Origin of the sequence: Pediococcus pentosaceus, assembly GCF_001437285.1 — a bacterium.
In the GTDB taxonomy this organism is placed as follows: Bacteria; Bacillota; Bacilli; order Lactobacillales; family Lactobacillaceae; genus Pediococcus; species Pediococcus pentosaceus.
In genome coordinates, this window is record NZ_JQBF01000006.1 from 64,687 (window position 1) to 80,390 (window position 15,704).

The window sequence follows — 15,704 nt, forward strand, 5'->3', positions numbered from 1 at the left end:
TTTATCACAATGAAACCGATTACAGTTAGCTTTATGATGAATGTTTTTGTTTTACTTTAAGTAAGTAAAGAGCTATAATCTATTAACTAACAAAAAGTAAGGGTAGGTAGAAAATTGGCAAAAACATCTAAGATTATTAAAGAACAAAAAATTGAAGAAACGGTAGCTAGATATGCAGAGTTGCGTCGTGAACTTAAGGCGAATAAAGATTACCGAGCTCTAAGTCAGCTTCCTCGTAATGCTTCTCCAACTAGGATGCATCGGCGTGACAGCCTAGACGGAAGACCACACGCCTACATGCGGAAGTTTGGAATGTCGCGTCTAAACTTTAGAAGACTAGCACATGAAGGCCAGATTCCAGGAGTTAGAAAAGCTTCTTGGTAAAATAATGATGAGTTGTAGCAAAGTAAACCATATCGGTGGTCTTGGCTACAGCTTTTTTGTTTCAAAGAATGCTAAAAATAAAGTGGTAAGATGGTAGATGAGTTAATTCTAAAAGAGAAAGAAGTTTTGTCATTGAAGTTACGAACTCTGATCTACGTGATCATGTCCACGTTTTTATTCAGTTCAATGGAGATTGCGCTTAAAATTGCGGGAGGAACTTTCAATCCCATCCAATTAAATTTTGTGCGTTTCCTCTTGGGCGGCTTGTTGTTACTACCTTTTACATTACAGCGATTAAGAAGGGAACAACGTCATTTAACAAGACGAGATGTTGCAGCCTTTTCATTAACTGGATTTTCGTGCGTGTTGGTTAGTATGACCTTGTATCAATTAGCAATTCAGATGTCCTTGCCGGCCACGATTGCGATTCTGTTGAGTGCCAACCCAGCCTTTGGGATGTTAATCGGACTAGTTTTACTGAAAGAGAAAATGTCACGGACTAATACGTTGGCCGTTATTTTAACTTTAGCGGGCTTACTTGTAATTGTTAATCCATTTAATTTAACTAACCCAATGGGAATTACACTGGGACTTTTAAGTTCAATCACCTTCGCCATTTATGGCATCTTAACTCGATTAAGTTCGAATAAGCTAGGCTTTGGCGGAATGACAATGACGTGTTTTTCGTTTATTGCAGGTGCGATTGAGTTGGGAATTTTCATGGCAATTACTCACATTCCAGCTGTCAGTCAAGCCCTTAGCGGATTACAAGGTTTCAGTGATGTTCCATTCTTCCAAGGAATCACCTGGTCTAATATTCTATTAGTTGCCTACATAAGTTTTTTTGTAACCGGATTGGGATTCGGTTTATACTTCCTTGTAATGGAAGAAGCGGGGGTCCCTATTGCTTCTTTGATTTTCTTTATCAAACCAGCGCTGGCTCCAATCCTATCCCTAATTGTTTTAGGTGATCCAATTCATACCAACACGATTGTTGGAATTATTATTATTTTAATTGGTTCAGTAGTTACTCTTACTGGTGAACGAATTGCTACTAGAATGAGTCGGAAATAAATTTAAATTAAAAAACGAATTAAAAGATGATACTTTTAATTCGTTTTTTTTAGCTTAATTCTTAACCTTGATTTCACAAATAAGAAGCTAAATTATACTATAATGGATTAATAATTAACGGAAAAATCAGGTGGAAACACGAGGAAATGAAAAATGATATTTTTTATTAATGCACAAATGCCAGAAAAGAAGTCCGGAATTGAACACGCGCAGTTAAAGCGTCTTAAGCTCTTTAATAAAATGCACCGAGAGGCTCGTATTGTTTTGCGAGATTGGAGTCCAGAAACTCATCGACTTACCGCCTTGGCAGGAATCGATGATGAACATGTAATTAGCATGTTTGATTACTACCAACAGGCGACGCACGTTGAAAATAAGATTGTCACGCCTCCAGATTTAGATTTAGGAGTTGAAAATCTGAAATTCAGTTCAGATTTTGATCACCAGCGTTATTTAGCGGAAACCATTGATGGTCAATTAGTTGCCAGAATCAATGTTGATATTAAAGATGATCATGTGTTATCAACTGAACTCTTTGATGGATTTGGCAATCTTTACCGAGTCGATCATTATGATAGTCGTGGTTTTATCTCGCTTAGTCAGTGGTATACCCCCGATAATCAAATTGGGACTGAAGAATGGAAAACACCAGAAGGTCGAGTAGCGATTGAGGCTTTCACCAGAAAAAATGCGCAAGGCGAGATGAAACAATCAGCCTGGAAATTAACAACGCAAGCTGGAAAAGTTTATCAATTTGACACAATCGAAGAGCTGACAAAACATTTTTTTGATGATTTAAATAATGACTTTTGGTCAGAAACGCAACCTAATATCTATATTTTAGATCGGGATCATTTAGGTGATTGGGCGCTCTTAAATATGGAAAAACCCGCCTATCGGGTGATTCATTTACACAATTCGCATGCAACTGATGCTCAAAATCCAATGCATTCAACTTTAAACCAACACTATGAGTTTGCCTTGAAATCAATGGATCGTTATGACGCATTTATCAGCGCTACCAAAAAGCAGACCCAAGATGTACGGGCTCGTTTCCAACCCAAAACACATTTATTCACTATTCCAGTTGGGATTGTTCCAGAACAACTGTTAAACAGTAAACGAGTTGCGGTTAAAGAACGCCAATTTGGTAAAATTGTTGCATTTGCGCGGATTGCTTGGGAAAAACATCTAGATGATTTGGTCCGAGCCGTCGCATTGGTTCACCAGGTAGTCCCTGAAGTTACCTTAGATCTTTACGGCTATGCGGATGGTTCTAATAATTACGAGGCTCGACGATTAGTAGAAGAGGTTATCGAAGCCAATCAATTAGAAGACGTAGTCAAATTGAAGGGTTACACTACCGATATTGATAAAGTTGAAAATAACGCAATGATGTTTGGTCTAACTTCTCGAATGGAAGGATTTAATTTGGCGGTAATGGAAGGCATTGCTCATGGATTGATTTCATTCTCATACGATGTTAATTATGGACCAAATGAAATTGTAGAAGATGGTGTAAATGGTAAGGTGGTTCCTTATGGAGATTATGAAGCCCTCGCTCAAGCCATGATTAAAGTGCTAAAAGACCCACAATTAGCCCAGAAATATTCAACCGGAGCCTACGATTCAGCTAAGCGTTACTCGGATGAAAATGTTTGGCATGCGTGGGAAGAATTATTGCAAGATGCTGAAAATTGTTGGCCAGATAAGTTGAAGGCGATGCCAGAATATCGTGGGGAGGTCCGTAAGTAATGAAATATTTTGTTAGTCGTAGTATTTACACTTTTAATTCTGGAATGGAACACTCGCAAGCCAATCGTACCCTGCTATTTAACGCCAGTGGCGATCAGGCTCGGTATGTTACTAGAGATTATAATCGCTTATGGGTTAGGGATGCTGAGCGAGTTAACTTAAATTCAACCAATGTTTTGAATATGTATGATTTCTTTCAGGGAACTAGTGCGGTAGAGCGCGTTCAATTACCAGTTCGCGAATTTAAGCAACTGGCATTAAATGAATATCAATTGGTCGAACATGGAGCTGACTACTCAACGGTCGACCATGCCGGTCGCCAATTAGCTCGAATTAATATTATGCCTGGAACGGTCGGTTTAGTGGGTGATATTGAATATTATGATCGCTTTGAAACCGTTGTTAGTCGAGAAAACTTTGATTGGCGCGGATTTAAGTCTTCAATTGATTACTTTCACCCCGATGGCTCCCTAGGCGTACGGCGTTTTTTGAATTTGGCAGGCGAAGTGGTTCTTGAAAATACCTACATGAATGTTGAAGGGCAATTACAGCCTACGATGTGGAAATTAGTTAATTATCATGGAAAGAATTATCGATTTGACACGGAAGATCAGTTATTTCTATTTTTCTTAAATGAAGTTACCCAACAAACGACCGATAATGTAGTGGTATCCGATCACCGTGAGCTTGACTATGTGATTGCTGATGTAGAAAATGCTACCTCTAAATGGGTTGCTTTGCATGGTTCACACGTGGATCAAGGTGGAACTCCTTTTGCTGCATATTCAATTGCCCTCCAAATCCGGGCTCAAGATTTTGATGGAATTATTGTTCCTACACAAGAACAACAGTTGGAACTTAAAGAGCAGTTTCCTGAGTTAAATGTCCAAGTCGCCCCTGATGTGGCGATTAGTCCCGAATTAATCAATTCCAAACCGGTCTGGTTACGGGACCGAATTGCGGGACGAATTATTTTTAGTGGTCGACTAGAAGCTGATAAACGACCAATGGAAGCCTTAAAAGCCTTTTTCAAAGTGCTCGAACAGTTCCCTGACGCTTCGTTGGAATTTAGGGGATATACTAACGACCAAAACATGTTAAATGAAATGAAAAATTTAGTTGAACAACGTGGAGTTCAAGCTCAGGTTATCTTTGGTAATTATCTTACGGATAATGAAATTCAATCATTTTATAATCGTGCGCAAGTTATAGTCAATACTTCGGTTAGTGAAGCTGCCGGTATGAACCTGATTGAAGCGATGGCGCACGGCGTTCCAGTGGTATCTTTTGATACTAAGTATGGATTGCATAGTTTAATTGAAAAAGATAAGAATGGGTATATTGTTACTAACGGGGATTATGCACAGATGGCGCGCCGAATTCAAAAAATCTTAAGTGACGATGTTCTCTGGACTCAATTAAGCCAAGGTGCTTACGCTAAAGCTCAGGAGTACCGTTTCGATGAAGTTTATCAAAAGTGGCATGCTATCTTAAAATAAAAATAAGCTGTGGAAAGTTTTTAACTTTTACCGCAGCTTATTTTTTGTACTTTTTAATTATTTAATAACGCGAAAACGATCTTCGTCATTCATGAATTCTTTGTCACCGGCAGGTTGTTCAATTGAACCAAATGGTATTTGGGCTTTAAGGGTCCAGTTAGCCGGAATATCAAATTTATCAGCGATGAACTTGTCAGCAATTGGATTGTAATGTTGTAATGATGCCCCAATGCCTTCATTAGCAAGCGTTGTCCAAACATCCATGTTGGCAATTCCCATTCCGTGTTCACCAAACATGTCGAAAGCATCCTTATACAATGGGAAGTTAGTTTTAAGGTCCTCGATAACTTTTTCATCAGTATAGAATAATACTGTACCAACTCCAGCCTTAAAAGCTCCTTCCACCTTGGCTTTGGAAGCTTGGAAAGCCTCTTCGTTCGGAACCTCACCATGAAGAATGTCTAGAATGCCATCCCATAGTTCATCATGGGCCTTACCGAATAGGATTACGGCGCGGACCGTTTGACTGTTAAAAGCTGAAGGACTTTGACGGATAGCTTCTTTAATTAAATCAGTAATTTCATCTTCACTGAGTGAAACATTTTTACCAAGAGCGTAAATTGAACGACGTTTTTTAATTGCATCTAAGAATGAATTTGACATATTTAAAATCCCCTTTAAAGTTACTTACTTTTTATTAGTAACTTAAGTATAGGGATATTTTAAAACAATTGCAAGCATTTTGAAAAATTCTGTTTGACCGATGATAAATACACTGTAATAATTAAAGTTAATAACCGAAGTGGTGGAGGATGAAGCTTTGAAAAAGATTAGTACAATTTTAGTTTCAATAATGACCTTATTTTTGCTAGCAGCTTGTGGAAAGAATGCTAAGCCAGAAACAACAACTAAAGAGGATACTGTCCAAAAAACAGCAACTAAATTAAAAGTAGATACAAAAAAAGAGAAAACCAATGCTTTGGGTAATGCCTTAATTAATATTAAAACTAATGCCAAGGCAGAAGTTAAAATTACCAATTTAAAGACACGAAAAACCGAAGTTGCCAAGGCAGATGCTGAAGGTAAAGTAGTTTACAATGTTCATTTAGGTAAGAAAGTTAAGTCGATTCAATTTGAAATTGGATCAACGGCTAGTGGGCATACAGCTAGTTCAACAATTAAAGTTACTATTATTAATAATTCAGACGCGTATACAGAGTGGGTGGCTAATAGTGCATCGACATCTACAGATGCTGATGCAGTTAGTATGGATGAATCATCTTCCAGTGAAGAAAGTAGTGTAGATACTCAATCAACGGACCAAAGTGCAGATACTACGGGAGTCGATACCACTACGGATGCTGCTAACAACACCCCAGCTGGTGGGGCAGTAACTACTGGAACTGCGGGTAATACAGGTGGCAGTAACTACACACCGGCTAATGCTGGAAATACCACTTCGAATGCTAATAATTCAACTGCCAATTCTACCACTACGGATTCCGATGCGGCTGCTGATAATGGTGCCAATGATGTGGCAGTGCAGACTGTTACTGAAAAAGATACGGAAAACTAATATAAAAAACGCGAAACAAGTTGCGGGCCTTGACCCTTAAATTTGTTTCGCGTTTTTAATTTAAATGGATTAAGCTTGGAATTTCGCTAAATGATTAACGGGTCCATACTTATGACCTACTGCGATTGGGTTGGCAATTGCAGCGGTAACAAATTTTTTAGCAATACGGATAGCAGTTGGAATATCAGTTCCCTTAGCGATTTCAGCAGTGATACATGCTGAGAGGACATCGCCAGTACCGTTAACCCGGTCAGTTTCAATGTATGGTTCACTAAGCCAAAAACTGGAGCCATCTTCCAAGAGAACGAAGTCACGAACTTCGGTTTGTTCACCCGGTTTGTGCGAACCCTTCAACAGCACATTTTTAGCACCCATTTCCTGTAGGATATGAGCAGCTTGGATGGTATCATCGTCATTTTTAATATCAATACCAGTAAGTTTGATTGCTTCATAAAAATTAGGAGTAATCACAGTTGCCAATGGAATGAGTTGTTGCTTTAAAGTTTCGAAAGCTTCTTCTTCAAGTAACAAGGCACCATGCTTGGTAATAATTACGGGATCTAAGACTAGTGGTCCAAAATCAAATTTTTGATAGTTTTTAACGACTGTTTCAATCATGGGACTGTCAGCAAGCATGCCAGTTTTACTAGCACGGATTTTAAAATCAGCTGCAAGAGATTGAAATTCTTGATCAACAAAATCGGTGGGTAGGGCGTGGCTTGCTTGAATACCGTAAGAGTTACCGGCTACGCAGGCAGTCATGACACACATTCCATGAACGTTACGACGTTGGAATGTGTTCATATCTGCTTCCATTCCAGCACTTCCATCTGAATCAGAACCAGCGATAGTTAAAGCTTGTGGAAATTCATTTGACATTAAATTCACACTCCTCATAAATGGTTGATTCAAGGATACCATAATTTAAGAAACTTAATTTAATGGAATTGACTGGAGATTCAAAGCGGCATTTTTAAAAATCAATTTTTGGAGACGAAGAATAGCAGTTTTAACTACAATATTTTCGACCGTGATTTCAGTTTGAATTAGAGCATTAAACTGATTCCAATGTTTAATAAGTTCGGAAGTGGAATGGAAATTTAATTGGCTAAAAATACTGATAGCAACATTCAAGGTACGGTCAATATTTTCGTCAGTAATATTGCTTGGTAATAATTGAATAAATTGGTGTTGAATAGTCGTGGGATTGGTAATTCCAATGTTTTTAGCAAATGCTCCATGTGAATCTGCCTCCCAAGAATAAAGATCGTGCTGCCAAATCCCTGTTGAAGAGCTGCTAATGGTAATTTGGTGAAAAGGGTGTTCTCCAACTAGTGCGAATAACGACAGCGGTGGAACTAATTCAATAATAGGAATTGGACTTTGATAATGGTCATCAGGTAATCCGGGACTGTCAAAGATAATGGTTTGAATTCGATGACGATGGGTATCAGAAATATCCATGCAAGCTAGAGCAGCAATGGAAGCTCCTTGAGAAAAGCCAACACAATAGATATTTTGATTATCGTGCTGTAGGGCTTGGAGGAGATATTGGTGTGCTTGGCTTTTTAACTTATTTATGGAAGAAAATGAAAAATGGAGGTCAGCTTTCCAACTTAATAAGGTTCCGTTAGGGCCTCTAAAAGCAATGACTTTAGTGGTTTTTGAAAGAACAAAAGTAGCCGCTAAAAAGCGGTGTGGTCCTTGGACCACATCGCATATTTGAACACTTTGATATCGATTGCTAAAAGCAATTTGTTCTAACATTTGGCGATCAGCAGGTAAAATCAAGTAATTGTCATTATCTACAAATTCAATTAATTTCATGCAAGCTTCCACTAAAGGGGCTGAAGGCTGAGTTAGTACGGCTTCAAAGGGGAGTCCGACCAAACGGCTAAATAAAGCTAAGTCTAATTCGATGGGCTGACTTTCGATTTCGCGCTGATACTCGGCTAAAAAATTAATTAATTTTGTCATCGTGCTATTCACTGTCCTTAGTATAGGTTATGAAAAAGAGTATCACGGTGCTGGTTCACTCGTCAAACTCGGTTACAAGTAAAAAACAGAATATAGCTGAAATTTTTAGTCATAGATGATATACTGAAAGCGAATACATTATTGGTGTATACCAATGAAATAGGAGGAAATTTTAATGGGAAGACTAGGTATTTCAATCTATCCAGACCGGGTAGGCGTGGAGGAAACCAAAAAATATATTAAATTAGCAAGTAAATATGGTTTTAAACGGATTTTTACATCACTACTACAAATCAAGGGTGATCAAGAAAAGGTCGTGAACCAATTCAAAGATATGATTGAATATGGAAATTCATTAGGAATGGACACGATGGTAGATATCAATCCACGTTTGTTTGAACAGTTAGGGGCATCCTACGATAACCTCAAATTTTTCCATGATATTGGGGCATGGGCCATTCGACTGGATGAAGGATTTACGGGGATGGAAGAGGCTCGAATGACGCATAATCCTTATGATTTAAAAATCGAAGTTAATATGAGTCGTGGAACGCACTATATTGATCAAATCATGGATTACTCACCAAATCGGGATAATTTGATTGGTTCACATAATTTTTATCCTCAAAGATATACAGGATTAGGGTTGGACTATTTCAAACAAACCTCTGAACAATATCGGAAGCATAATTTAAATACCGCCGCTTTTGTTAATGCCCCTTCTGGTAATATCGGTCCTTGGCCACTCCAAGAAGAGATGGTTTCACTGGAAGAACATCGTGGACAAACCCTCTTCACACAAATTATGCATTTGAAGATGCTAGGATTGATTGATGATGTCTTAATTTCTAATGCCGGTGTTACTGAAGAAGATTTAAAAGCCGCTTCCGAAGCATTTAAAATGAGTATGCCAGCCTTTCATGTGATTCCAGCTCCTTCAATGACAGAGTTAGAACATAAAATTGTTTTTGAAAGCCAACACTCATATCGTGGCGATCATTCGGATTACGTTTTACGTAGCACAATGACCCGCGTTTGGTATCGTGATGAAGATGTGCCTGCTAACAATCCTGTTCCAATTAAAAAAGGCGACGTGTTAGTGATGAATAATGAGTATGCCCAGTACAAAGCTGAAACACAAATTGCTTTGCAAGATTTAGAAAATAATGGTCGAGTTAATGTTGTAGGTCATGTTGCTAAAGAAGATGCTATGATTTTAGACAGCTTACAGCCTTGGAGTGACTTCAAGATGCTCGAAACCAAATAGAAAAATAAGAAAGTTATGGAACAAGAGTCGGATATCAAGGTCTTGAATAATAGGGATACCAGCTTTTAACCATAACTTTTTTATGTATAATAAAAAACAAATTCCAAATTAGGTGTTAACGGTTTTAATTTGTAGGTACAAATGTTATTATGTATTTGTGAAAGCGATTCCAATATTTTGGGAAAGTAATTTTAAGGTCATATCAATTATTTACTAATTCAGATTGTAATTGCTGATCAATAAAAATTTAGGGAGGTTTTATTTATGAGTGACAACAATAAGACTAATGCATTTGCTGAAAAGCTAATGCCAATTGCCGGAAAAGTTGCTTCATCTCGTCACTTGGTTGCTTTGCGTGATGGTTTCGCGCTAGTAATGCCACTGATCATTATTGGATCAGTATTCATGATTATTAGTCAGTTCCCAATCCCCGCATATCTAAACTTGATGTCAAGTTTGTTTGGTGCAGATTGGCAAACTACGGTTGGCTGGGCTACTAATGCTACATTTAGTGTGATCGGAATGGTAGCTGTAATCGGTATTTCGTATGAATTAGCTAAATCATATGAAGGAATCGATGCTCTTTCTGCAAGTATGGTTTCCTTAGCTTCATTTATGTTAACGATTCCATTGAATATAGATAAGGCAGGAGCTGCATGGGTACCACTAACACAATTAGGTTCAATGGGACTCTTTGAAGCTCTTCTAATCGGGTTATTCATTACTGATGCATTCGTTTGGATGATTCATAAAAATTGGCAATTTAAGATGCCAGACACAGTTCCACCTGCTGTAGGACATGCATTTTCATCATTAATTCCAGGTTTTGTTATTATTTTAGGTATGTGGTTACTTCGTTTAGGTGTTAGCTTCACGGACTTTAAGACGATTCCAAATGTTATTACAGTAATCGTTGCTCAGCCTTTGAACGTCGTTGGTGGATCAATCTTCGGTGCTCTAGTTGCTGAATTCTTCGTTGTATTCCTTTGGTTATTTGGTATCCATGGTTCAAACATCGTTGGTGGAATCATGGCTCCAATTTGGTTAGGAAAGATGACTGAAAATGCTGATGCTGTTAAAGCACATAAGGCTATTCCAAACATCGCCACACAACAATTCTTTGATAACTTTGTTCACTTTGGTGGTGCCGGTGAAACATTATCACTTGCTTTGATGTTAATGTTCTTGGCTAAATCAGAAAACTTATCAGCTATTGGTAAATTAGCTGGTGTTCCAGGATTATTCAATATTAACGAACCAATTATCTTTGGTTTCCCAATTGTTTTGAACCCGGTTATTGCGATTCCATTCGTGATTGTTCCATTGATTTCAGTTATCACGACTTACTACGCAATGAAGTTCGGTTGGGTTGGTAAACCACTTGGTGTTGCTGTTCCTTGGACAACTCCACCTTTGATTTCTGGATACCTTGCAACTGGTAAGATTTCCGGTGCAGTTATTCAATTAGTTAACTTAGCAATCGGTGGAGCAATCTACTATCCATTCTTCAAGATTGCTGACCGCCAAGCACTTCAGCAAGAAGCTGAAAAACGTGCTCAAATGGCCAACAAATAAGCCGATCACTAAAAATAAAAATGTGGCCAATGAGTTTAATTAAGCTCATTTCCCGCATTTTTTATTTATCCAAGGAACTGCTATGCTAAATGTAGATTGAGAAGAGATAGGGGAATTAAATATGAGTAAAAGAAAAAATAAATTAACAGCGGCGCAAAAATCAGAAAAAGCCCAAGCGGTGATTGCAGATTCAAGAAAACCCACATTGACGATTGATAATTTACCAACATGGTTACAGGGAATTGCGTTATCACGGTTTAAATGGATTCAGTGGATTGCGTTTTTACCATTGCTAATTGCCTTTATCGCTTCACCAATGCTACAAAATGAGGTGCCAGCAGCTCTAGGAAGTTCAGCTGGAATGGTGAATAAAAATGTTTTGTTTTTAGTTCCATTTTGTTGTTTAATCGTGGCCTACTTCTGCTGGATTTCCATCAGAACTCGTCGTCGAGTTGATAAAGTAAGCGAAGATGTAGAGAAATTTGCAGTAATGGAAATGGAAACCATTCTTGGTGATTTAATCGTGATTGCAATTTGTACAGTAGTAACCCTTTGGCAAGTTTTTGTCGCTTTTCATTAAAAAGGATGTAGCTAAAAACATTGAAAATTTTTACCTAAACGTAAAAGTGTTTTTGATTGCTAATTTTTTGTAAGCAAGTAAAATGAATAGTGGAGGTAGATAGTTATGACAAAAAAAGTTTTGATTTTAGGTGCTCATGGAAAAATTGCTCGTTTGGCAGAAAAGGAATTTTTGGAAAAAACGGATGATAGTTTAAAGCTATTTTTACGCAAAGCTAGTCGTTTAAATCCAGTTCAACCTGATCGAGAAACCGTAATCGAAGGTGACGCAACTAACTTAGAACAATTAGTCGCAGCTATGCAGGGAGTCGATGCGGTTTACGCTAATTTAGCTGGTGGCGATATTAAACAACAGGCCCAAGCGGTGGTAAAAGCGATGGATAAGGTCGGGATTAAAAGATTAGTCTGGATTTCTACCCTTGGAATTTACGATGAGGTACCTGGTAAGTTTGGTGAATGGAATAATTCAACATTGGGGAGTTACATAACCAATTATCGGGCTGCCGCTGATGTGATTGAGGACAGTGATCTGGACTATACGATCGTTCGTCCAGCTTGGTTAACTAACAACGACGAAGTTGATTTCGAAGTTACTCAAAAGGGCGAGGTCTTCAAAGGAACTGAAGTTTCTCGGAAGAGTATCGCTCACATCGTGGTGGAACTTATTCAAAATAATACCGAGTTGAAGCATTCCATCGGTGTTAATAAGCCCAATACAGATGGTGATAAGCCGAGCTGGTATTAAACAAAAAAAGTAACAAAAATGAAGATAAGTATGTGAAAAATCTTTAACCTTCTAAAAGGTGGAACTCCACATCCTTATCTTTTTTCTGTATAATCTACCGTATAGAAAAAATGTATATGAATAAAAATAAAGGTGGTATCCCAGATGACAATTGATTGGAATGCTGAAGTACAAAGTCGTAAAGACGTTATGTTAGAACGCTTAATGGAATTGCTTAAGATTGACAGCTCACGTGATACAGAACATGCAACCAAAGATGCTCCACTTGGACCTGGTCCCCGTAAAGCTTTGGAAACGATGTTGGCTTTTGCCAAAGAAGATGGATTTGTAACGAAGAACATTGATAACGTTGCAGGTCATATTGAATACGGAGAGGGCGAAGAAATTTTCGGAATTCTCGGTCATATGGACGAAGTGCCCGCTGGGGAAGGTTGGGAAACTAACCCATTTGAACCAGTAGAAAAAAATGGACGAATTTATGCACGTGGAATTAGTGATGATAAGGGCCCTTCAATGGCTGCTTATTTAGCATTACAAATCATTAAAGAATTGAAGTTACCCGTTTCTAAAAAAATCCGTTTAATCTTTGGAACCGATGAAGAAAGCGAATGGGTTGGCATGAATCGCTATCTTGAAGTTGAAAAAACTCCTGATTTTGGTTTTTCTCCAGATGCTGAATTCCCAATTATTAATGGTGAAAAAGGGATTGCTTCCTTCAAGATTGAACTTCCTCAATCAGATGGACAAGGCGATTTAGTTTTGAAATCATTTACTAGTGGTATTAAAGAAAATATGATTCCACGGGATGCAACAGCAATCGTAATTGCTGATGATGTTGACGTTGAAGAACTCAAAACTGAATTTGATACATTTTTAGCTGAAAATGGATTGACGGGAGAATTTACCGTTGATGGAAATGAATTGAAATTTTTCTTGATTGGAAAATCAGCACATGCGCTAGAACCGAAAGCAGGATTGAATGCTGCTACCTTTTTAGCAACTTTCTTAAATACTAAAGTAGCCAGCAACTATTTGAAGATGATTGCCGAACAAATGCATTTAGATTCACGTGGTCATAAGTTAGGAATCAATTCGATTGATGCTAAGATGGGTGACTTAACGGTCACACCGGACTTATTTAATTACGAATTCGGTAAGACAAATCACGTTATTATTAACGTTCGTTACCCTCAATCAACGAATGCGGATGAAATTATCGAAAAGGCAACTGAGGCCCTTTCGAATTTTGAAGCAAAAGTTGAAATTCATGGACACGCCCAAGTACCACATTATGTATCCGGTGAAGACCCATTGGTTAAAACACTTCTTTCAGTTTACGAAGAACATACTGGTGAAAAGGGTGAAGAAACGGTCATTGGTGGTGGAACTTACGGTCGAATTTTAGATCGCGGTGTTGCCTTTGGGGCCCAGTTCCCTGGCCGTGAAAATGTCATGCATCAAGCTAATGAATACATGGAAATTGATGATATTATCAACGCTGCTGTTATCTACGCCCATGCAATTTATGAGTTAGCTAAATAAGGTTGACAGTCGTTTTGAATATCCGTAAAATTGTAACCAATAACGAAGCTTTGAAGTAGCATAGTAGGTTATTAGGCAAGCAAACAGAAATCTGGTGGGGATGCGAATCAGACTTGTTAATGACGCGAATTACACTATGGAGCTTTCATTTAATGAACGGATCATCTCGTTATCGATGTTGAGCGGAGTATTGATACTCAATCAAGGTGGTAACGCGGAAAAATTCGTCCCTGATCTTAATTTTTTAAGATTGGGGACGTTTTTATTTCTGATTGAAGATGGTCGATAAAATTGGAGGAAAGAAAATGAATATTATTGATGAACTTACTTGGCGTGGTGCGGTTAACCAACAAACAGATGAAGAAGGTTTGAAAAAGTTAACAGATGAAAAGAAGATTGGGCTTTATGCTGGTATTGATCCAACGGGTGATAGTATGCATATTGGACACTTAATTCCTTTCATGGTTTTGAAGAGATTCCAACAAGCAGGTCATAAACCAGTTATTTTAATTGGTGGTGGGACTGGATCGATTGGTGATCCATCAGGTAAAAAATCAGAACGAGTTCTACAAACTATGGAACAAGTTCACCATAATGAAGAAGCCTTGAAGTCTCAAATGGTGAAATTTTTTGGAACCGATAATTTCCGAATGGTTAACAATTATGATTGGCTTTCTAAAATGTCCTTGTTAGACTTCTTACGTGATTACGGTAAGTTATTTAACGTTAATACGATGTTAGCTAAGGATATCGTAGCAAGTCGTTTGGAAGTTGGTATTTCATTTACAGAATTTACATACCAAATTCTACAATCAATTGACTTTTTACATCTATATAAGAATGAAGATGTTCAACTTCAAATCGGTGGAGGAGATCAATGGGGTAATATTACAGCTGGTACAGATTTAATTCACCGAATGGAAGGTCAAGAAGCAAAGGTTTATGGTTTAACTATTCCATTGTTATTGAAAGCTGACGGAACCAAGTTTGGTAAGTCCGAGGGTGGTAACGTTTGGCTAGATGCTGAAAAGACCACTCCTTATGAATTCTACCAATTCTGGTTGAATCAAGATGATCGGGATGTAGTTAAATTCTTGAAGTACTTTACATTCTTAAGTCATGAAGAAATTGAACGTTTGGCTGAAACAGTTAAAACAGCTCCAGAAAAACGAGAAGCACAACGTCGTTTGGCAGAAGAAGTTACTTCATTTGTGCACGGGGATGCAGCGGTTGAAGAAGCACAACATATTTCAGCAGCTTTATTCTCAGGTGAAGTAAAAGATTTAACTGCTAGTGAAATTGAACAAGGCTTTAAGAATATGCCAAGTGTTGATGTTGAAAATAAGAAAGAAAACATCGTACTTTGGTTAGTTGATACCACTAAGATTGAATCATCACGGCGCCAAGCTCGGGAAGACATTCAAAATGGAGCTATTCGAATTAACGGAGAAAAAGTAACAGACGTCAATGCCGAAATTGACCCTGCAAGTAACTTTGATGGTAAGTTTGTAATTGTACGTCGGGGAAAGAAGAAGTATTTCTTAGCTCGAGTAAAATAATAGTATAAAAAAGATTGAGTCAATTTTGGCTCAATCTTTTTTATTTTCAATATATATGGGCTTAAGAGCGATGAAAATAACACCTCCAAGGGATGTGAATACAGGAATAGTAGCTAGTTAGCTAGTGATTTACGATTTTTTAAAATAAATATGGCAAAAGTGTTGACGAACC

The 15,704-nt window shown here is 38.0% G+C and carries 14 protein-coding genes and 1 other annotated feature; of the genes, 11 read left to right on the forward strand and 3 right to left on the reverse strand.

What is annotated here, in order from left to right:
- The first annotated feature begins 114 nt into the window (after positions 1-114).
- From rpsN to IV86_RS07020, 4 genes are all read left to right on the forward strand, one after another.
- Complete coding sequence (gene rpsN / locus IV86_RS07005; RefSeq protein WP_011672936.1) at positions 115-384, forward strand: 30S ribosomal protein S14; 270 nt, start codon at positions 115-117, stop codon at positions 382-384.
- A gap of 90 nt (positions 385-474) precedes the next feature.
- On the forward strand, positions 475-1,458 hold the full coding sequence (locus IV86_RS07010; RefSeq protein WP_050982496.1) for a DMT family transporter: 984 nt from the start codon (positions 475-477) through the stop codon (positions 1,456-1,458).
- Between the two features lie 153 nt (positions 1,459-1,611).
- Positions 1,612-3,213: a glycosyltransferase family 4 protein gene (locus IV86_RS07015; protein WP_055125939.1), complete on the forward strand. Its 1,602-nt coding sequence runs from the start codon at positions 1,612-1,614 to the stop codon at positions 3,211-3,213.
- Positions 3,213-4,712 carry a glycosyltransferase gene (locus tag IV86_RS07020; protein ID WP_055125940.1) on the forward strand — a complete coding sequence of 500 codons (1,500 nt, stop codon included), beginning with the start codon at positions 3,213-3,215 and terminating at the stop codon, positions 4,710-4,712. Before IV86_RS07015 ends, IV86_RS07020 begins: the two co-directional genes overlap by 1 nt.
- Before the next feature lie 57 nt (positions 4,713-4,769).
- Here the strand turns inward: IV86_RS07020 and IV86_RS07025 are convergent, their stop codons facing one another.
- Positions 4,770-5,375 (reverse strand): nitroreductase family protein, encoded by a 606-nt coding sequence (locus IV86_RS07025; protein ID WP_002834512.1) that lies wholly within the window; start codon positions 5,373-5,375, stop codon positions 4,770-4,772.
- Between the two features lie 157 nt (positions 5,376-5,532).
- On the opposite strand from IV86_RS07025, the gene IV86_RS07030 reads away from it, so the two are divergent.
- Positions 5,533-6,288 carry an LptM family lipoprotein gene (locus tag IV86_RS07030; protein WP_232625445.1) on the forward strand — a complete coding sequence of 252 codons (756 nt, stop codon included), beginning with the start codon at positions 5,533-5,535 and terminating at the stop codon, positions 6,286-6,288.
- Positions 6,289-6,357: 69 nt separating this feature from the next.
- Here the strand turns inward: IV86_RS07030 and thiD are convergent, their stop codons facing one another.
- Complete coding sequence (thiD, locus tag IV86_RS07035; protein WP_002834509.1) at positions 6,358-7,167, reverse strand: bifunctional hydroxymethylpyrimidine kinase/phosphomethylpyrimidine kinase; 810 nt, start codon at positions 7,165-7,167, stop codon at positions 6,358-6,360.
- Positions 7,168-7,221: 54 nt separating this feature from the next.
- Complete coding sequence (locus IV86_RS07040) at positions 7,222-8,265, reverse strand: Mbeg1-like protein (protein ID WP_055125942.1); 1,044 nt, start codon at positions 8,263-8,265, stop codon at positions 7,222-7,224.
- Positions 8,266-8,440: 175 nt separating this feature from the next.
- Here IV86_RS07040 and IV86_RS07045 point away from each other — a divergent pair, with 175 nt between their 5' ends.
- The 6 genes from IV86_RS07045 (at position 8,441) to tyrS (ending at position 15,532) form a co-directional block, all read left to right on the forward strand.
- Entirely contained in the window at positions 8,441-9,532 is a 1,092-nt protein-coding gene (locus IV86_RS07045; RefSeq protein WP_056979461.1) for a DUF871 domain-containing protein, read from the forward strand.
- A 264-nt stretch (positions 9,533-9,796) separates the two neighbouring features.
- Positions 9,797-11,107: a PTS cellobiose transporter subunit IIC gene (celB, locus tag IV86_RS07050; protein ID WP_011672945.1), complete on the forward strand. Its 1,311-nt coding sequence runs from the start codon at positions 9,797-9,799 to the stop codon at positions 11,105-11,107.
- 121 nt (positions 11,108-11,228) lie between these two features.
- Positions 11,229-11,687, forward strand: coding sequence for a hypothetical protein (locus tag IV86_RS07055; protein ID WP_002834504.1), 459 nt, complete (start codon positions 11,229-11,231; stop codon positions 11,685-11,687).
- 105 nt (positions 11,688-11,792) lie between these two features.
- Positions 11,793-12,431, forward strand: a complete 639-nt coding sequence (locus IV86_RS07060; protein WP_002834503.1) for an SDR family oxidoreductase — start codon at positions 11,793-11,795, stop codon at positions 12,429-12,431.
- 144 nt (positions 12,432-12,575) lie between these two features.
- Complete coding sequence (gene pepV, locus IV86_RS07065; protein ID WP_002834502.1) at positions 12,576-13,973, forward strand: dipeptidase PepV; 1,398 nt, start codon at positions 12,576-12,578, stop codon at positions 13,971-13,973.
- A 41-nt stretch (positions 13,974-14,014) separates the two neighbouring features.
- Positions 14,015-14,208: a binding site (T-box leader), on the forward strand.
- A gap of 70 nt (positions 14,209-14,278) precedes the next feature.
- Positions 14,279-15,532, forward strand: a complete 1,254-nt coding sequence (gene tyrS, locus IV86_RS07070) for a tyrosine--tRNA ligase (protein ID WP_011672947.1) — start codon at positions 14,279-14,281, stop codon at positions 15,530-15,532.
- Positions 15,533-15,704 lie beyond the last annotated feature (172 nt).